This window comes from Streptomyces sp. NPDC088354 (assembly GCF_044753585.1).
Lineage (GTDB): Bacteria > Actinomycetota > Actinomycetes > Streptomycetales > Streptomycetaceae > Actinacidiphila.
This window is the reverse complement of sequence record NZ_JBIVNJ010000023.1, coordinates 19,115-36,949: the sequence shown is the minus strand read 5'-3', so window position 1 is coordinate 36,949 and position 17,835 is coordinate 19,115. Positions and strand designations below refer to the sequence as shown.

Annotated in this window: 16 protein-coding genes; 11 read left to right on the top strand and 5 right to left on the bottom strand. The window is 73.2% G+C overall.

Translation table 11 applies throughout. From position 1 onward, the window contains the following. Window positions 1-14: 14 nt before the first annotated feature. The 9 genes from ACIP98_RS27770 (at window position 15) to ACIP98_RS27730 (ending at window position 11,414) form a co-directional block, all read left to right on the top strand. The gene (locus ACIP98_RS27770) at window positions 15-1,388 is read left to right on the top strand and encodes a hypothetical protein (protein WP_401978507.1); all 1,374 of its coding nucleotides are present in this window, start codon (window positions 15-17) and stop codon (window positions 1,386-1,388) included. Window positions 1,389-1,517: 129 nt separating this feature from the next. Further along, the gene (locus ACIP98_RS27765) at window positions 1,518-2,363 is read left to right on the top strand and encodes a nitrilase-related carbon-nitrogen hydrolase (RefSeq protein ID WP_319658835.1); all 846 of its coding nucleotides are present in this window, start codon (window positions 1,518-1,520) and stop codon (window positions 2,361-2,363) included. 14 nt (window positions 2,364-2,377) lie between these two features. Further along, entirely contained in the window at window positions 2,378-3,685 is a 1,308-nt protein-coding gene (locus ACIP98_RS27760; RefSeq protein ID WP_319658834.1) for an aspartate aminotransferase family protein, read from the top strand. Between the two features lie 341 nt (window positions 3,686-4,026). Then, the gene (gene hydA, locus ACIP98_RS27755; protein WP_401978505.1) at window positions 4,027-5,433 is read left to right on the top strand and encodes a dihydropyrimidinase; all 1,407 of its coding nucleotides are present in this window, start codon (window positions 4,027-4,029) and stop codon (window positions 5,431-5,433) included. 26 nt (window positions 5,434-5,459) lie between these two features. Continuing rightward, window positions 5,460-6,479 carry a TIGR03842 family LLM class F420-dependent oxidoreductase gene (locus ACIP98_RS27750; protein ID WP_401978503.1) on the top strand — a complete coding sequence of 340 codons (1,020 nt, stop codon included), beginning with the start codon at window positions 5,460-5,462 and terminating at the stop codon, window positions 6,477-6,479. Between the two features lie 16 nt (window positions 6,480-6,495). Then, complete coding sequence (locus ACIP98_RS27745; protein WP_401978502.1) at window positions 6,496-8,034, top strand: NCS1 family nucleobase:cation symporter-1; 1,539 nt, start codon at window positions 6,496-6,498, stop codon at window positions 8,032-8,034. A gap of 84 nt (window positions 8,035-8,118) precedes the next feature. Further along, on the top strand, window positions 8,119-8,937 hold the full coding sequence (locus ACIP98_RS27740) for an inositol monophosphatase family protein (RefSeq protein ID WP_319664767.1): 819 nt from the start codon (window positions 8,119-8,121) through the stop codon (window positions 8,935-8,937). Further along, a complete protein-coding gene (locus ACIP98_RS27735) occupies window positions 8,934-10,367 on the top strand; it encodes an NAD(P)/FAD-dependent oxidoreductase (protein WP_319664768.1) in 1,434 nt (477 codons plus the stop codon). Before ACIP98_RS27740 ends, ACIP98_RS27735 begins: the two co-directional genes overlap by 4 nt. Window positions 10,368-10,430: 63 nt before the next feature. Then, window positions 10,431-11,414: an aldo/keto reductase gene (locus tag ACIP98_RS27730; protein WP_401978500.1), complete on the top strand. Its 984-nt coding sequence runs from the start codon at window positions 10,431-10,433 to the stop codon at window positions 11,412-11,414. A 30-nt stretch (window positions 11,415-11,444) separates the two neighbouring features. On the opposite strand, the gene ACIP98_RS27725 is transcribed toward ACIP98_RS27730, so the two are convergent. After that, on the bottom strand, window positions 11,445-12,191 hold the full coding sequence (locus ACIP98_RS27725; RefSeq protein ID WP_401978499.1) for an SIR2 family NAD-dependent protein deacylase: 747 nt from the start codon (window positions 12,189-12,191) through the stop codon (window positions 11,445-11,447). Window positions 12,192-12,644: 453 nt separating this feature from the next. On the opposite strand from ACIP98_RS27725, the gene ACIP98_RS27720 reads away from it, so the two are divergent. Then, the gene (locus tag ACIP98_RS27720) at window positions 12,645-13,058 is read left to right on the top strand and encodes a peptidase inhibitor family I36 protein (protein WP_401978498.1); all 414 of its coding nucleotides are present in this window, start codon (window positions 12,645-12,647) and stop codon (window positions 13,056-13,058) included. A gap of 128 nt (window positions 13,059-13,186) precedes the next feature. Here ACIP98_RS27720 and ACIP98_RS27715 read toward each other — a convergent pair whose 3' ends face one another. Continuing rightward, window positions 13,187-14,005: a nucleotidyltransferase domain-containing protein gene (locus ACIP98_RS27715; protein ID WP_401978496.1), complete on the bottom strand. Its 819-nt coding sequence runs from the start codon at window positions 14,003-14,005 to the stop codon at window positions 13,187-13,189. A gap of 40 nt (window positions 14,006-14,045) precedes the next feature. Between ACIP98_RS27715 and ACIP98_RS27710 the strand changes: the two genes are divergently transcribed. Beyond that, on the top strand, window positions 14,046-15,839 hold the full coding sequence (locus ACIP98_RS27710; RefSeq protein ID WP_401978494.1) for a gamma-glutamyltransferase family protein: 1,794 nt from the start codon (window positions 14,046-14,048) through the stop codon (window positions 15,837-15,839). A gap of 20 nt (window positions 15,840-15,859) precedes the next feature. Here the strand turns inward: ACIP98_RS27710 and ACIP98_RS27705 are convergent, their stop codons facing one another. The 3 genes from ACIP98_RS27705 to ACIP98_RS27695 are packed head-to-tail and all read right to left on the bottom strand — an operon-like array spanning window position 15,860 to window position 17,830. After that, window positions 15,860-16,366 carry an NUDIX hydrolase gene (locus tag ACIP98_RS27705; RefSeq protein ID WP_319664774.1) on the bottom strand — a complete coding sequence of 169 codons (507 nt, stop codon included), beginning with the start codon at window positions 16,364-16,366 and terminating at the stop codon, window positions 15,860-15,862. A 56-nt stretch (window positions 16,367-16,422) separates the two neighbouring features. Next, window positions 16,423-16,839 (bottom strand): hypothetical protein, encoded by a 417-nt coding sequence (locus tag ACIP98_RS27700; protein ID WP_401978493.1) that lies wholly within the window; start codon window positions 16,837-16,839, stop codon window positions 16,423-16,425. Next, on the bottom strand, window positions 16,832-17,830 hold the full coding sequence (locus ACIP98_RS27695) for a 2-dehydropantoate 2-reductase N-terminal domain-containing protein (protein ID WP_319664777.1): 999 nt from the start codon (window positions 17,828-17,830) through the stop codon (window positions 16,832-16,834). Before ACIP98_RS27695 ends, ACIP98_RS27700 begins: the two co-directional genes overlap by 8 nt. Window positions 17,831-17,835 lie beyond the last annotated feature (5 nt).

The window sequence follows — 17,835 nt, the reverse complement described above, 5'->3', positions numbered from 1 at the left end:
AGGGAGGAGCGAACGTGGAACGCGGGGCGAGCACCCGGGCAGGCGACGCGGCGGGAGAGTTCACGCACTGGTTCCGCGGGCTGGCGGCCGCGCTGGGGGCGTCCCCCGGCTGGTACGCGGTCTTCGCCCGGCGCGACCCGGAGGCGGCCCGGGCCTACTTCGAGGGGGCCGACGTGCCCCCCTGGGACGTCGTGCGCGCCCTCATCCACGACGTCGCGGCGGTGCGCGGCGGACACGTCGGCGAAGGCGTCCTCGCACCCGCCCGGCGCCTCCACGCGGCCGCGGTCGCCGCGTACGACGCGGCCCCCGGCAGCGAGCAGACCCTGCGGACCCGGCTGGACCTGATGCTCCGCGAGCGCCAGTACGCGACGCTGCGCGAACGCGACCTCGACGACGCGCTGCACCGCGCCGGACACGACCACGACCGGGCCGAGCGGACGGCGGGCGAACTCGCCTGGGCCCGAGACGACCGCGAGCGCGCCGCCGTCCGCTGCGCCGAGCTCCAGGCCCGACTCGACGCCGTCCTGGCGCGCCCCGCCGCCCCCGAGGACTGGTTCCGCGCGCCGGCGCCCCCGCCCTCCCCCGCTCCCGGTACGGGCGAGGAGCGTCCCGCGCCCGAGCCGGCCCCGCAGGCCCCCGCCCGCGGTCGCAAGGAGGGCAGGCGCGGTGGCGCCCGCTACGGCGGGGCACGCTTCGCCGGCGCGCCGGAGGCCGCCGCCGGGGAATCCCGGCCCGTCGCGGCCCCGCCCGAGGACGCGGCACACGCAGGACCGCGCGGCGCCCGTTTCGCGGGGGCCGCGGGGGAGCGGGCGCCGGCGGACGGGCGGGAGGAGTCCGGCGCCACCGAGGCACGGGAGCACCGGGCCGCGGCGTGGGCGACCGCCGCCCGAATGGCGGAGCTGCGCCGCACGGGCCGCAGCGGCGAGGCGTACGTGCTGATGAGCCAGGCGGCCGCGGGACCGGCGGAGCGGATCCCGGAGCTCGCGGCGGCGCTGGAGCAGGCAGGGCTCGCCGCCGACGTCGCCACCCTGCTGTGGGAGCTCGCCTCCCTGCCCCCGCACCACCTGGCGACCGTCGCGGGGGCACTGGACACCGCGGGCCGGGCCGAGGACTGCCGCACGCTGCTGCACCAGGCCGCCGCGCGCCCGGCCGCCGAGGTCGCGGGCACCGCCGCGGTCCTGTGCGAGGCGCGGCTGCGGGACCGGGCGGTGACACTGCTGGTCGCCCTGGTGCGCGCCAGGACCCCGGAGACGGCGGCGGCGATCGCCGCCGAACGCCCCGACCTGACCGGCCCGCTGCTGGAGGCCGCGGGCCTGGTGTCGGCCTCGCGGCGGCGCGACGTGGTCGCAGCACTGCGCCGAGCGGGTCTGTCCGGCCGTGAAATCTGACGGGCTTCGTTGAGTAAAGGCGCCGGTATTGCCACAGTGGGCAGTGGGCTCTACGTTCTTCCCACCGCCGGATCTACGTGCGTAGACGAGCCCGCCGGTCCGGTGTGACACCGCGTCAAAGGAGCTGTCATGCCCAATGTCGTACGAGCGGCGCTCGTTCAGGCGACGTGGACCGGCGACACCGAGTCGATGATCGCCAAGCACGAGGCGCACGCCCGCGAGGCCGCCGCCCAGGGCGCCAAGGTGATCGGCTTCCAGGAGGTGTTCAACGCCCCGTACTTCTGCCAGGTGCAGGAGGCCGGGAACTACCGCTGGGCCGAGCCGGTGCCGGACGGCCCGACCGTGCGGCGGATGCAGGCCCTCGCCCGCGAGACCGGCATGGTGATGGTCGTCCCCGTCTACGAGATCGAGCAGGACGGGTTCTACTACAACACCGCGGCGGTGATCGACGCCGACGGCTCCTACCTCGGCAAGTACCGCAAGCACCACATCCCGCAGGTCAAGGGCTTCTGGGAGAAGTTCTACTTCAAGCCCGGCAACCTGGGCTGGCCGGTCTTCGACACCGCGGTCGGCAAGGTCGGCGTCTACATCTGCTACGACCGGCACTTCCCCGAGGGCTGGCGCGCCCTCGGCCTCGCCGGAGCCCAGCTCGTCTACAACCCCTCGGCCACTCATCGCGGCCTGTCGGCCTACCTCTGGAAACTGGAGCAGCCGGCGGCCGCCGTCGCCAACGAGTACTTCATCGCGGCCATCAACCGTGTCGGCCAGGAGCCGGAGTACGGCGACAACGACTTCTACGGCACTTCGTACTTCGTCGACCCGCGCGGCCAGTTCGTCGGCGAGCCCGCCTCCGGCAAGGAGGAGGAGCTGATCGTCCGCGACCTGGACTTCGACCTGATCCCCGAGGTGCGCCAGCAGTGGGCCTTCTACCGGGACCGCCGCCCGGACGCCTACGGCACCCTCACGGAGGCGTGATCGTTGATATGACCATGACCGAACGCTCACAGCAGCACGCCGCACTCCACGCCCGCCACAAGGCCGTCATGCCCCAGTGGCTGGCGACCTACTACGCCGACCCGATCGAGATCACCCACGGCGAGGGCCGGCACGTCTGGGACGCCGAGGGCCGGCAGTACCTGGACTTCTTCGGCGGCATCCTCACCACCATGACCGCCCACGCCCTGCCGGAGGTCACCGCCGCCGTCCGCGACCAGGCCGGGCGGATCCTGCACTCCTCGACGCTCTACCTGAGCTCCCAGGCCGTCGAGCTCGCCGAGCGCATCGCCGCCCTGTCCGGCATCCCGGACGCGCGGGTCTTCTTCACCACCTCCGGCACGGAGGCGAACGACACCGCGCTGCTGCTGGCCACGACCCTGCGCGGGTCCAACCAGATCCTGGCCCTGCGCAACAGCTACCACGGCCGCTCCTTCTCGGCGATCGGCATCACCGGCAACACCGCGTGGTCGCCGACCAGCCTCTCGCCGCTGCAGACGCTCTACGTGCACGGCGGCGTCCGCACCCGCGGCCCGTACGCGCACCTGTCGGACGCGGAGTTCATCGCCGCGTGCGTCGCGGACCTGGAGGACGTGCTCGGCCAGGCCAACGGCCGGGTCGCCGCCCTCATCGCCGAACCCGTGCAGGGGGTCGGCGGCTTCACCTCGGGCCCGGACGGACTGCTGGCCGCCTTCAAGCAGGTGCTCGACCGGCACGGCATCCTCTGGATCACCGACGAGGTGCAGACCGGCTGGGGCCGCACCGGCGACCACTTCTGGGGCTGGCAGGCGCACGAGGGCTCCGGCCCGCCGGACATCCTCACCTTCGCCAAGGGCGTCGGCAACGGCCTGTCCATGGGCGGCGTCGTCGCCCGGGCCGAGGTGATGGACTGCCTGACCGCCAACTCCATCTCCACCTTCGGCGGCAGCCCCATCACCACCGCCGGGGCGCTGGCCAACCTCCAGTACCTCCTCGACCACGATCTGCAGGGCAACGCCCGGCGGGTCGGCGGGCTGCTGAAGTCCCGCTTGGAGGCCATCTCCGCCGGGCTGCCGGTGGTCCGCGAGGTCCGCGGCCGCGGGCTGATGCTCGGCGTCGAACTCGCCGACGCGGCCGCCGCCGGGGTCGTCATGGAGGCGGCCCGCGAGGGCGGTCTGCTCATCGGCAAGGGAGGCCGCGCCGGCGACGCGCTGCGGATCGCCCCGCCGCTGTCGCTGACCGTCGCCGAGGCCGAGGAGGGCGCGTCCATCCTGGAAGCCGCGCTCAAGCAGGCCCAGAGCGAGACGGCCGGCGGGGCGGCCTGACGCCCCGTCCGTTCCCGGTCCGGGCGGCGTGCCGCCGCCCGGACCGCTTCCCATCGGCCGCAGACGGCACCGGATGTGACGTCGACTCACCACCCGGGGCCCGGGCGCGGCGTCCGCTCATGTCCTGCCTCCCGCATCCGTTTCATGGCATATTGTGAGCGTTCGCCTTGGGGGCGGTCACCGGAAGAAGGCTCGGGCCCGACGATCGGCGCAGCGGTATTGCCACCGTGGGTGACGGGTCGTACGTTCTTCCCACGGCCGGGGTCTACGTGCGTAGAGCCGTTCCGACATGGCATCGGGTCACCGGCGACCCCGCCCTCAGCCATGGAAGGAGTGGGAGCATGAGCCGCACCGTCATCCGCGGCGGACTGGTCGTCACCGCCGCCGACGAGATCCACGCCGACGTGCTCGTCGAGGGGGGCCGGGTCGCCGCACTCGCCGCCCACGAGTCCGATGCCGCGCGGGGCTGGACGGAGTCGGCCGACCGCGTCGTCGACGCGACCGGGAAGTACGTCATCCCCGGCGGTGTCGACGCGCACACGCACATGGAACTGCCCTTCGGCGGGACGTTCGCCTCGGACACCTTCGAGACCGGGACGCGGGCCGCCGCCTGGGGCGGGACCACGACCGTCGTGGACTTCGCCGTGCAGTCCGTCGGCGAGTCGCTGCGCGCCGGGCTCGACACCTGGCACGCCAAGGCGGACGCCCAGTGCGCCGTCGACTACGGCTTCCACATGATCATGTCCGATGTCACCGAGGACAGCCTCAAGGAGATGGACATCCTGGTCGAGGAGGGTGTGACCTCCTTCAAGCTGTTCATGGCCTACCCGGGCGTGTTCTACAGCGACGACGGCCGCATCCTGCGGGCGATGCAGCGCGGCGCCGGCAACGGCGGCCTGGTGATGATGCACGCGGAGAACGGCATCGCCATCGACGTGCTGGTCGAGCAGGCGCTGGCCGCGGGCAGGACCGACCCCCGCTACCACGGCGAGGTCCGCCACGCGCTCCTGGAGGCCGAGGCCACCCACCGCGCGATCCGCCTCGCGCAGGTCGCCGGCTCCCCGCTCTACGTCGTCCACGTGTCCGCGCAGCAGGCCGTCGAACAGATCGCGCTGGCGCGGGACGAGGGCCTGAACGTCTTCGGTGAGACGTGCCCGCAGTACCTGTTCCTGTCGACGGAGAATCTGGCGGAGCCGGACTTCGAGGGGGCGAAGTACGTGTGCTCCACGCCGCTGCGGCCCAGGGAGCACCAGGCGGTCCTGTGGCGCGCGCTGCGGACCAATGACCTCCAGGTGGTGTCCACGGACCACTGCCCGTTCTGTTTCGTGGGGCAGAAGGAGCTGGGCCGCGGGGACTTCTCGAAGATCCCGAACGGGTTGCCGGGGGTGGAGAACCGGATGGATCTGCTGCATCAGGCGGTGGTGGACGGGCACATCAGCCGGCGGCGGTGGATCGAGATCGCGTGTGCCGCTCCGGCGCGGATGTTCGGGCTGTATCCGCGCAAGGGGACGATCGCGCCGGGCGCGGACGCGGACATCGTGATCTACGACCCCGCGGCGGAGCAGGTGATCTCCGCCGAGACCCATCACATGAACGTCGACTACTCGGCGTACGAGGGCAAGCGGATCACCGGGCGGGTGGAGACCGTGTTCTCCCGCGGCGAGCCGGTCATCGAGAACCGCACCTATGTGGGGCGGGCCGGCCACGGCCGGTACACGCCGCGCGGCACCTGTCAGTACCTCGCCTGAGAGCCCCGAAAGAGGTGTGTTGAGCCATGGACTTCGGACTCGTCCTGCAGACGGACCCGCCCGCCTCGGGCGTCGTGGAGCTGATGAAGCGCGCCGAGCGCAACGGCTTCGGCTACGGCTGGACCTTCGACTCGGCGGTGCTGTGGCAGGAGCCGTTCGTCATCTACAGCCAGATCCTGGCGCAGACCGAGCGGCTGGTCGTGGGCCCGATGGTCACCAATCCGGGGACGCGGACCTGGGAGGTGACGGCCTCCACGTTCGCCACCCTCGCGGACATGTTCGGCAACCGCGTGATCTGCGGTATCGGTCGCGGTGACTCGGCGATGCGGGTGGCCGGGCGCAAGCCCAACACCCTCGCCCGCATCGAGGAGGCCATGCACGTCATCCGCGAGCTCGCCGAGGGCCGCGAGGCCGACCTCGGCGGCCATCTCATCCACATCCCCTGGATCAGGGAGGGCGCGCGGCTCCCCGTCTGGATGGCGGCGTACGGACCGAAGGCGCTGGCGCTGACCGGGGCGAAGGCCGACGGCTTCATCCTCCAGCTCGCCGACGTCCATCTGACCGAGTGGATGGTCAAGGCGGTCAAGGACGCCGCCGTCGCGGCGGGCCGCGACCCGGACGAGGTGAGGATCTGCGTCGCGGCGCCGGCGTACGTCACCGAGGACGACTCCCCGCGGGCACTGGCGCACGCCCGCGAGCAGTGCCGCTGGTTCGGCGGCATGGTCGGCAACCACGTCGCCGACCTCGTCACCAAGTACGGCCACCACTCCGGCGCGGTCCCCGAGGAACTGACGGATTACATCAAGGCCCGCATGGACTACGACTACGCCGAGCACGGCAAGGCCGGGAACCGGCACACCGACTTCGTCCCCGACGAGATCGTCGACCGCTTCTGCGTGATCGGCACCGCGGAGCAGCACATCGAGAAGCTGACCGCCCTCAAGGCCCTGGGCGTCGACCAGTTCGCCCTGTACGACATGCACGACGCCAAGGAGGCCACCATCGACGCCTACGGGTCGACCGTGATCCCCGCCCTCGCCGGCTGACCGGGGACACGCCCGCATGCAGGAGGCCACGGCCCCCGCCCAGATCACGCACAGCGACGGCCGCGTCGAGCTGGCACCCGGCGCGGCCGCCCCGCACGGCCGCTACGCGAACGAGGACCTGCTCCCGGTCCCGCTGGCCCAACGCAAGTGGACCACGTACAACTTCACGGCCCTGTGGGTCGGCATGGCCCACAACATCCCGTCCTGGACGCTCTCCTCCGGCCTGGTCGCGCTCGGCATGGACTGGAAGCAGGCGGTGTTCACCATCGCCCTGGCCAACGTCATCGTGCTGGCCCCGATGCTGCTCACCGGCCACGCCGGGCCCAAGTACGGCATCCCGTTCCCCGTTCTGGCCCGCGCCTCCTTCGGAGTGCGCGGCGCGAACCTGCCGGCGCTGCTGCGGGCGGCGGTGGCCTGCGCGTGGTTCGGCATCCAGACCTGGATCGGCGGGCAGGGCATCTTCGTCCTGCTCGGCAACATCTGGGGCGGCTGGGCCGGCGCGGCGCGGATCGGCGGCTACCCGTGGACGCTGTGGCTGTGCTTCGTCGTCTTCTGGGTGCTCGAACTGGCCATCATCTACCGGGGGATGGAGACGCTCCGCCGCTTCGAGAACTGGGCGGCGCCCTTCGTCATCGTCGGCGCTCTGGTGCTGCTCATCTGGATCACCGGGAAGGCGGGCGGCCTCGGACAGCTGCTGGACCAGCCGTCCTCGCTCGGCTGGGGGCCGGAGTTCTGGCAGGTCTTCTTCCCCTCCCTGATGGGCATGATCGGCTTCTGGTCGACGCTGTCCCTCAACATCCCCGACTTCACCCGCTTCGGCGCCGGGCAGCGCGCCCAGGTGCGCGGGCAGACCCTGGGCCTGCCGACGACCATGACGCTCTTCGCCGTGCTGTCCGTACTCGTCACCTCCGGCTCCGAGGCGGTCTACGGCAAGGCGATCTGGGACCCCGTCGAGCTGGCGGGCAAGGCGGACAGCGTCTTCAGCCTCCTCTACGCCCTGGTCACCGTCCTGGTGGCGACGATCAGCGTGAACATCGCCGCCAACGTCGTCTCGCCCGCCTACGACCTGTCCAACCTCGCCCCGAAGATCATCAACTTCCGCACCGGCGCGCTCGTCACGGGCGTCGTCGGCGTGCTGATCTTCCCCTGGAAGCTGATCTCCACGCCCGAGCTGTACATCTACACCTGGCTCGGGGTCGTCGGCGGCATCCTCGGCACGGTCGCCGGCATCCTGATCGCCGACTACTGGATCGTCCGGGGCACCCACCTCGCGCTCCCCGAGCTGTACCGGTCGGGCGGCGGCCGCTACTGGTACCGCGGTGGCTGGAACTGGCGGGCGGTGGCGGCCTTCGCCGCCGGAGCCCTGCTGGCGGTCGGCGGCTCCTACTCCAAGGTCGACGCCAAGGGTGCCAAGCAGGGCCCGTTCCCCGTCGACGGGCTGATCCCGCCGCTGCGCCCGCTCGCCGACTACGGCTGGGCCGTCGGTCTCGCCACCTCCTTCGTGCTCTACGTGCTCCTGATGTGGCCGGCCCGGCGGCACGCGCGCACCGTGTGAACGGCGCGGACGGCGCTGATGGCGTGAACCGGCCAATGCCACCGCGACTGCGCGCGGCGCGGGGCGATCTGGTCTGATGGGGGAGTGATCGATGACGCACTCTTCAAGGCCGTGGAGGTCGCGGTACGAGCGGTGGCCGAGGCGGAGGTCGTGCCGCGCTGGCGGCAGCTGACCGCCGCCGACATCAGCCACAAGACCGGCCCCGGGGACCTGGTCACCGTCGCCGACCGCGAGGCGGAGGCGCGGCTCACCGAGGAACTGCCCGCGCTCCTGCCCGGCTCGGTCGTCGTCGGCGAGGAGGCCGTGCACGCCGATCCCTCCGTCCTGCGCCGGATCGGCGGCGGCGACCCGGTCTGGATCGTCGATCCGGTCGACGGCACCGCCAACTTCGTGGCCGGCAGGCCCGAGTTCGCCACCCTCGTCGCTCTCGCGCAGGACGGCGAGGTGCACGCCTCGTGGACGTACGTACCGCGCCTCGGCCTGATGGCCACCGCGCGGCGCGGCGCGGGGGCGCTGCTCAACGGCGAGCCGATCCGCACCGCCAGGTCCGTCGAGGGCGCTGCGCTGAGGGTCGCCACCTCGCAGTTCTCCTTCCTGGACGAGCAGGAGCGGCGGCAGTTCGAAGGGCTCGGCTCCGACGGCGTCACGGCGCGCCAGTGCACCTGTGCCGGGCTGGACTACCTGGAGGTCGCCCGGGGCGCCCTCGACGCCGTCGCCTTCACCTGGGAGTCGCCCTGGGACCACGCGGCCGGGGTGCTCCTGGTCGGTGAGGCCGGCGGGGCCGGTGTCACCGCCGCGGGGGTGCCCTTCCGGATCGCGGGCGGCAACGCCTTCCCCTTCTCGGTCGCGCGCGACGAGGCGACCGCGCGACGCGTCGTCGGCCTCATGGCGGGGGACCGGTGACCCGGGCGCGCGTCCTGGACGCGATCGTCGTCGGCGCCGGCCCCAACGGCCTGACCGCCGCGGTCGAACTCGCCCGCGCGGGGCTGTCCGTCGAGGTCTTCGAGGCCGGTGACCGCGTCGGCGGCGGGGCGCGCACGGAGGAGCTGACGCTGCCGGGCTTCCTGCACGACCCCTGCTCGGCCGTGCACCCCCTCGGTGCGGGCTCACCCGCCTTCAACGCCATGCCGCTCGCCGACCACGGACTGGAGTGGCTGCACCCCGAGCTGCCGCTCGCCCACCCCTTCGACGACGGCACCGCCGCCGTCCTGGCCCGCACCGTCGGCGCCACCGCCGCCTCGCTGGGACCGCGCGACGCGGGCACCTACCGGCGGCTGCTCGCCCCGTACATCGGGCGCTGGGACACCCTCGCCCACGACTTCCTGCGGCCCCAGTGGCACGGCCTGCCGCGCGACCCGCTGGGCTTCGCGCGGTTCGGAATCACCGGCCTGCCACCGGTGGCACTGCTGGCCCGCCGCTTCCGCGACCGGAAGGCCCGCGGGCTGCTCGCCGGGCTCGCCGCGCACACCGTCGCCCCGCTCACCAGCCCGCTGACCGGCGCGATCGCCATGATGTTCGCGGTCGCCGGGCACGAGGTCGGGTGGCCCCTGCCGCGCGGCGGCTCCCAGAGCCTGTCCGACGCCCTGGCCTCGTACCTGGGCGAGCTGGGCGGCACCGTCCACACCGGTGTCACGGTGCGCAAGATCGACGAACTGCCGCCCGCGCGCGCCTACGTCTTCGACACCTCGCCCACGGCGGTGGCCCGGATCGCCGGGCTCGGCGACGCCTACCACCGCTACCACTACGGCCCGTCGGTCTGGAAGATCGACTACGCCCTGGACGGGCCGGTGCCCTGGACGGCCGCCGAGGCGCGGCGGGCCGGGACGGTGCACCTCGGCCCGACCTTCGGCGAGATCGGCGACGCGCTCGGCCGGGCCGTCTCCGGCCGCGCACCGCACGTCCCGTTCCTCATCACCGCGCAGCCGAGCGTCGTGGACCCCGGCCGCGCGCCGGAGGGCAAGCACGTCTTCTGGGCCTACGCCCACGTGCCCAACGACTGGCGGGGTGACGCCACCGACGCCGTCGAGCGGCAGATCGAGCGCTTCGCGCCCGGCTTCCGCGACCTCGTCCTCGCCCGCGCCGTCAGCGGCCCCGCCGAGCTGGCCGCCCGCAACCTCAACTACGTCGGCGGCGACTTCGGCTGCGGTGCCTTCACCGGCCTGCAGACCGCCTTCCGCCCGAAGCCGAAGTGGAACCCGTACACCACCTCCCGCCCCACCGTCTTCCTGTGCTCCTCCGCGACCCCGCCCGGGCCCGGCGTCCACGGGATGCCGGGCCACCACGCGGCCCGCGCCGTCCTGAAGCGGCTGGGCGCGGCGGTCCCCCGGGACTGAGCCGGGGCGGACCCGGGCGGCCCCGGACCGCGGCTGCCGGCCGCAGCGGTTAGCATCGGCGACATGGAGCAGCGCGTATTGGGCAGGACGGGCCGCAAGGTGTCCGTCGTGGGTCTCGGCACCTGGCAGCTGGGTGCCGACTGGGGTGACGTGCGGGAGGAGGACGCGCTCGCGGTGCTGGACGCCGCCGTCGAGTCGGGTGTGACCTTCTTCGACACGGCGGACGTCTACGGCGACGGCCGCAGCGAGCAGCTGATCGGCCGCTATCTGCGCGAGCGCCCCGACGCCGGCGTCTTCGTGGCCACGAAGATGGGCCGCCGCACCGCTCAGGTCCCCGAGAACTACGTGCTGGACAACTTCCGCGCGTGGAACGACCGTTCGCGCGCGAACCTGGGCGTCGACACCCTCGACCTCGTGCAGCTGCACTGCCCGCCGACCTCGGTGTACTCCTCGGACGCGGTCTTCGACGCCCTGGACACCCTCGTCGAGGAGCAGCGGATCGCCGCGTACGCCGTGAGCGTCGAGACCTGCGAGGAGGCGCTGACGGCGATCGCCCGCCCCGGCGTGGCCAGCGTGCAGATCATCCTCAACCCCTTCCGCCTCAAGCCGCTGGAGCAGGTGCTCCCGGCCGCCGCCGAGGCGGGCGTCGGGATCATCGCGCGCGTGCCGCTCGCGTCCGGCCTGCTGACCGGCCGCTACACCAAGGACACCGTCTTCGCCGCCGACGACCACCGGAACTACAACCGGCACGGCGAGGCCTTCGACCAGGGCGAGACCTTCTCCGGCGTCGACTACGAGACCGGGCTGGAGGCCGCCGCGGAGTTCGTCGCGCTGTCGCCGCAGGGCGCGACCCCCGCGCAGACCGCGCTGCGCTGGATCGTCCAGCAGCCCGGTGTCACCAGCGTCATCCCCGGCGCGCGCTCGGTCGCCCAGGCCCGCGCCAACGCCGAGGCCGCCGCACTGCCCCCGCTGTCGCAGGCCACCCTGGACGCGGTGCGGGACCTGTACGACACCCGCATCCGCGCCCAGGTCCACCACCGCTGGTAGCCCCCGCGGAACACCCGCCCGCGCCGGGCGTCAGCCCGTGCCCGCCTCCTGGACGATGCCGTCCAGGAGCGCGGGCAGCGCGGTGCCGATCGGCTCGCGCACCAGCTCGTCCGCCAAGGGGTCGTACGGCGTCGGCTCGGCGTTGACGATCACCAGCCGCGCGCCGTTCCCGGCCGCGATCCCCGCGAGCGACGCGGCCGGCTGCACCTGCAGGCTCGTACCCACCGCGATGAACAGCTGACAGCTCTTCGCGATGGCCATCGCGTTGCCCAGCACCACCGGGTCGAGCCGCTGCCCGAACATCACGGTGGCCGATTTCAGGATGCCGCCGCACTTCGCGCACGCCGGGTCCTCCTCACCGGCCCGGACCCGCTCCAGCGCCTCCGTCATCGGGGCGCGGTCGTGGCACCGCGTGCACACGACCGTGCGCGCCGTCCCGTGCAGTTCCAGCACCTTGCGTTCGGGCAGCCCGGCCATCTGGTGCAGCCCGTCGACGTTCTGCGTGATCACCCGGACCGGGACCCCCGCCCGCTCAAGCCGGACGATCGCCGCGTGCGCCTCGTTCGGCCGCGCCCGCAGAGCGGGGCTGTCGTTCCGCATCCGCCACGACCTGCGGCGGATCTTCGGGTCGGCCATGTAGTGCTCGTACGTCACGAGCTTCTCGGCCCCGGGGTCGCTCCGCCACACACCGTTCGGGCCCCGGTAGTCGGGGATACCGGAGTCGGTGGAGATCCCCGCGCCGCTGAGAATCGCGACAAGCGGCTTCTTCGCGTTCATGCGGCGAGCGTACGCAGACCGGGCGGCACGCGGCCATCGCGTTTCCGCGTCGCGCCGAGGTGCCGGCGAGGGTCTCCGCTGGCGCCCTCTGGGGCCGGTCCCGGACACGATCCGGGGGGCTGAGGGGGCAATGGCGGGGCCTCCGGTGCAAGTCCACGCACGTATCACTGATGTGTTGATGCATCAGTGGCGGGGTCCTTGCCTCCGGAGGGCCCGATCAGGAGTTGGCGACTCGCATCGACGCGCATACGGAACGAAGTTGAGTGATCGTCACTTGTGTGTATGCAGTAACAGGATTGTCAGGTAGGGAGCTTGGCGTCAGTGTTCAATACATGGTCCTGCTGCATCTGGTCGGCTGGAGCCGTCCCAAGAAGGTTTCAGTTTCAACCACTCGGGTGGTGGCGGCGCTGTGCCGCCGCTTGCGCGAGAGGTGACGAGAAAGGACTTTTCGCAGTGTCGACTACCTTCAGGATGATGAGGCGCGCCGCCGTGGTGGCCGCCTGTGCGACCGCCGCGTTCGCCGCCGCCACAACGCAGGCGTCGGCGGCGTTCTTCCAGTTCAGCCTCGCGCCGGGCGGTTACTCGTCCTGTGACGGGTACACGCTCTGCGTCTACGAGCACACGGACTTCAACGGCTGGTACGGGTTCGGTCAGGGTGACGGTCAATACCAGCTGGGCACCAGCGGTGACCGGCTCAACAACAAGATCTCATCCATCGTCAACAACTCGTCGCAGACGTACTGCTTCTTCGACGGCAACAACTTCGACGGCGCGAAGTTCCAGGTCGGATTCGGCAAGATCTACCCGAACCTCAACACCGCGGGCTTCGGTGACAGGATCGGTTCCTGGCGACCTGGCAAGTGCTAGCCGGTCGCGGTGGCAGGGGTCGCCGATAGCCGGCTTCCGCACTGACCGGTGGCGGGAATCCGCGTGATGTCCGCAGGGGCAGGGGCCCGCAACGGGATCGCAGTCGCGGGCCCTGAACCCCTCCCCGCTCAGCCCAGCCGCTCCCGTACCTCGGCGACCAGGCCCGCCGCGGCCTCGACGGCGGCCACGGGGTCGCCCAGCCCGGCCAGCACCGCCTCGGCGCGGTCCCGGAAACCGGGCGGGGCGCCGGGCAGCGCGTCCGCCGCGGCCAGGGAGCCCTTCTCGTTCAGGCACCAGACGCGGTGGTGGGCGTGCAGGGACTGGGCGAGCACGCCGACGGCCCGCGACAGGCACAGCGCGGCGTGCAGGACGTCGCCCGCGGCCGCCGACTTGCGGGCGTTGACCACCAGGAAGTCCGCCTCCCACGCGGCGCCGGTCAGCGCGGCGCGCAGCGGCTCGGGGTACACCCGGGTGCGCTCGCGCAGCGCGGCCAGTTCACCGGAGGGGTCGGACAGGACCCGGCCGAGTGCCACCTCGCCGGGGTAGACCGGTGACCAGAAGCCCAGCGGATGGCCGGGCTGGATGCCCACCTCGTAGCGGCCGGCCTCGCAGTCCTCCCAGACGCGCAGCACGCGGTCCAGGTCGCGCAGGATCCAGTCGACGCGGGCGCCGCCCACCGTCAGCCACGCCCCGCCGTTCACCCACGGGCCCCAGCCGCCCGGGCCCGCGACCTCCACGGGGGCGCCGGTCACCTCCTCCGCGAGCGCGGCGAGGGCCGCCGTGCCGGGAGTGCCGCGGTAGTACACGCCGAGGTCCCAGTCGGAGTCCGGCCGGTGCGTGCCGCGTGCCCGGCTGCCGCCGAGCAGGACGCCCACGACGCCGGGGACGGCGCACAGGGCGTCGGCCATGGCGGCGACAGGGGGTCCGGGGTGAAGCTGTTCGGGCATCGTGCGAGTGTAGGAGCCATCCGGCGCGAGGAGTAGGCAATTGTTCACCACCCGGCCCACGCTTCAGGGCACCTTCGGCATGGTCTCGTCCACGCACTGGCTGGCCTCCCAGTCGGCCATGGCGGTCCTGGAGAGCGGCGGCAACGCCTATGACGCCGCCGTCGCCGCCGGCTTCGTCCTGCACGTGGTGGAGCCGCACCTCAACGGACCGGCCGGCGAGGTGCCGATCGTCCTCGCCCCGGCGGGCGGCGAGGTGCGCGTGCTGTGCGGCCAGGGACCGGCCCCGGCGGGCGCGAGCGTCGAGCACTACCGGTCGCTCGGCCTCGACCTCGTCCCCGGTACGGGACCGCTGGCGGCGGCCGTTCCGGGTGCCTTCGACGCGTGGATGGTGCTGCTGCGCGACCACGGCACGAAGCCGCTGGACGACGTGCTGTCGTACGCCATCGGCTACGCCGAGCACGGGCACCCCGCGGTCGAGGCGATCGGCGCGACCGTGGAGTCCGTACGCGCGCTGTTCGAGACCGAGTGGACGACCTCCGCGGAGCTCCACCTGCCCGCCCCCCGCCCCGGCGAGCTGCTCCGCAACCCGCAACTGGCCGCCACCTGGCGGCGTCTGCTGCGTGAGGCACAGGCCGCGGGCAGCGACCGGGAGGCACAGATCGAGGCCGCCCGGCGCGTGTGGCGCGAGGGCTTCATCGGCGAGGCCGTCGTGGACTTCGCCGCCCGCCCGGCCATGGACACCTCCGGCGAGCGGCACGCGTCCACCCTGACCGGGGACGACCTCGTCGGCTACGAGGCCCGCTACGAGGACCCGGTCACCCACGACTGGAACGGCTGGACGGTCTGCAAGGCCGGCCCCTGGAGCCAGGGCCCTTCCCTGCTGCAGCAGTTGGCGCTGCTGCCCGAGGCCGACGCGATGCCGGAGTACGGCACCGCGGACTGGGTCCACACGCTCGTCGAGGGCACCAAGCTCGCCATGGCCGACCGCGAGGCCTGGTACGGCGACGCCGACCCGGCAGCCGTCCCCCTCGGCGAACTGCTCTCGCCCGCCTACAACGAAACCCGCCGGGCCCTGATCGACCCGGCCAGGGCCTCGTACGACCTGCGGCCCGGCAGCCCGGGCGGCCGGACCCCCCGGCTGCCCCGCTTCCCGCTCCACGACCCGGGCGCCGAGGCGACGTTCGACGCCATGGGTGTCGGCGAGCCGACCGTGGCGCACGACGGTGCCACCCGGGGCGACACCTGCCACCTCGACGTCGTCGACCGCTGGGGCAACATGGTCGCCGCCACACCCAGCGGCGGCTGGCTCCAGTCCAGTCCCGCGATCCCCGGCCTCGGCTTCGCCCTCGGCACCCGGCTCCAGATGACCTGGCTCGAACCCGGGCTGCCCAACTCCCTCACCCCGGGCCGCCGTCCGCGCACCACCCTCACACCGTCACTGGCGCTGCGCGACGGCGTGCCCGTGCTGGCCTTCGGCACGCCCGGCGGCGACCAGCAGGACCAGTGGTCGCTGGCGTTCTTCCTCGCCGTCGCCCTGCGGGACGGGGTCCGCGGCGGCCTGGACCTCCAAGGCGCCATCGACGCCCCCAACTGGCACACCGACGGCTTCCCGAGCTCCTTCCACCCCCGCGCCATGCACTCCGGCAGCCTCACCGTCGAGTCCCGCCTCGGCGAGTCCCTCATCGCCGACCTGCGCCGCCGCGGCCACGACCTCACCATCGCGGCGCCCTGGTCCGAGGGCCGCCTCTGCGCCGTCGCGCGCGACCCCCGCACCGGCGTCCTGTCGGCCGCGGCCAACCCCCGGGGCATGCAGGGCTACGCGGTCGGGCGCTGAGGGTCCGTGCCGGTGCCGTCTCAGGTCCGCGGCCTCGGCGGGAGGCCGTTGACGAGCTCGACGGGCGCGGAGACCGTGCCGACGACGGCCAGGGCCGCCCGGACGCGGCGGTAGAGGCCGGGGGAGAGGTAGGCCTCGGCCTCGTCGGGGGTGGCCATGCGCCAGTCGGAGAGTTCCTCCGCCTGGAGGCGTACGGCGGCGAGCGAGGCGTCGTCGAGCACGCCGCCGTCGAAGAGGAAGGAGGCGAGCGGCATGCGCCCCATGCCCTGGACCCAGTCGATGACGAGGAGATCGCCGGGTTCGACATCGAGGCCGATCTCCTCCAGCGTCTCGCGCCGCGCGCCCTCGCGCGGCGTCTCCCCGTCGGAGGACTCGATGGTGCCGCCGGGCAGCACCCACTTGCCGTCCTCGCGGTAGGTGGTCTCGGCGATCAGGATGCGGCCGTCGGCGTCACGGAACAGTGTGCTCGCGCCGGCGAGGATCTTGGGCAGGCTGTCGATGTACGCGGCGAAGTCGGAGGTTGTCACGGGTCCCAACCTAATCGGCCACCGGGGGCGGCCCCAAGGACGCCGGGACGTCCCCGTCACTTCTCGCGCCGCACCCAGGGGGCGAACCTCTGACCGGCGGCGGCGTCCGCACGCCAGTGGCGCAGTACGGTCCCGTGCACGACGTCGAGCCGTTCCGCCGCGACCAGGCACGAGACAGGGCCGGGACCGCCCGCGCCCGCCTCGAAGGCCACGAGGACGGGCGGCCGCCCACCGAGCCGCCGTTCCACCGCGAGGACTCCGTCCGGCGCGGGTGCGCGGAACTCCGGGTCGTGGAAGGAGGCCGGGCAGGCCACGAGCAGCGGATCGGTGAAGACCGGTTCGAGCCCGTGGTGGTACGTGAGGTCGTGGCCGGCGGCGAGCCTGAACTCGCCGGGCTGCCACGCGACGACGTCCCGGTCCCACCAGGACCCCTTGGGCAGTTCCACCGCCGCGTGCTCCGGCAGGTCAGTCACCGCAGAGACCGGAGGCCTTCTCGGCCGCCTCCACCGCCGCCGCGAGGGCGGCCGGCGGGAGGCTGCCGGGGGCTTGGCGGGCGCGGGCGGCGCGGTTGAGGAGGAGGCGGAGGGTGTCGTTGACGGGAGTGGGGACGCCGTGCAGGCGGCCGAGGAGGACGATCTCGCCGTTGAGGTGGTCGGCCTCGGCCGAGCCGGTCGCGCGGCTGAGGCTCTGCCAGGTCGAGCCGCCGCCGCGGGCGGCGCCCTCCATGGGGCGCACTGTGACGAGGTCGCCGCGCATCGCGGCCTGCTCCGCCTCGCCCGCGTACGCGATGCCCGCCGCGTCGAGCACCGCCGCGCCTTCGGCACGCGCCCGCCGGTGGAAGGCCGCCAGGGAAGCGTCACGGCCGATGAGCGCCTCGACGGCGTTGCCCAGGTTCGTCAGCAGCTTGGCGTACTTCCACCGCATCACGTCCTCGGTGACCGGCGCGCGCAGGAAGGGGGACGTCTCCAGGTCGGCGGCGACGCGCGCGGCGGTGGCGTCCGTGCCGTGCGGGTAACGGCCCAGGTGGAGCATGCCGGTGAGCGGTGCGCACGGGGCGACCACCACGCCGGGCTCCAGGTGGGCCGACGGCAGCCAGACGCACATGCCGTACACGTCGGGGAAGCGCCGCAGCGCGAGCCGCTCGTTGGCGACGCCGTTCTGCGCGCACACCAGTGGCAGCCCCTGGGCCACCGGCGCCCAGGCGTCGAGTGCGGCGGCGGTGTCCTGGGTCTTCACGGCGAGGATCAGGACGTCGTCGTCGCGCAGGTCGAGCGCGTCCGGTCCGTCGACGACCGGGACGGCGAGGTCGAGCGCCGCGTCGGGCGTGCGCAGGGTCAGTCCGTGTTCCCGCAGCGCCGCGCCGTGCGCGCCCCGGGCGACCAGGACGACGTCGTGCCCGCTCTGGAACAGCCGTCCGCCGATGGACCCGCCGACAGCGCCCGCGCCGATGATGATGTACCGCACACGCG

Excerpts from the sequence above, each read along its gene's own strand:
- ACIP98_RS27760 (WP_319658834.1), top strand. The coding sequence starts at position 2,378 with ATGACCGAACGCTCACAGCAGCACGCCGCACTCCACGCCCGCCACAAG.
- ACIP98_RS27715 (WP_401978496.1), bottom strand. The coding sequence starts at position 14,005 with ATGCCCGAACAGCTTCACCCCGGACCCCCTGTCGCCGCCATGGCCGAC.
- ACIP98_RS27745 (WP_401978502.1), top strand. The coding sequence starts at position 6,496 with ATGCAGGAGGCCACGGCCCCCGCCCAGATCACGCACAGCGACGGCCGC.
- ACIP98_RS27725 (WP_401978499.1), bottom strand. The coding sequence starts at position 12,191 with ATGAACGCGAAGAAGCCGCTTGTCGCGATTCTCAGCGGCGCGGGGATC.
- ACIP98_RS27765 (WP_319658835.1), top strand. The coding sequence starts at position 1,518 with ATGCCCAATGTCGTACGAGCGGCGCTCGTTCAGGCGACGTGGACCGGC.
- ACIP98_RS27730 (WP_401978500.1), top strand. The coding sequence starts at position 10,431 with ATGGAGCAGCGCGTATTGGGCAGGACGGGCCGCAAGGTGTCCGTCGTG.
- hydA (WP_401978505.1), top strand. The coding sequence starts at position 4,027 with ATGAGCCGCACCGTCATCCGCGGCGGACTGGTCGTCACCGCCGCCGAC.
- ACIP98_RS27750 (WP_401978503.1), top strand. The coding sequence starts at position 5,460 with ATGGACTTCGGACTCGTCCTGCAGACGGACCCGCCCGCCTCGGGCGTC.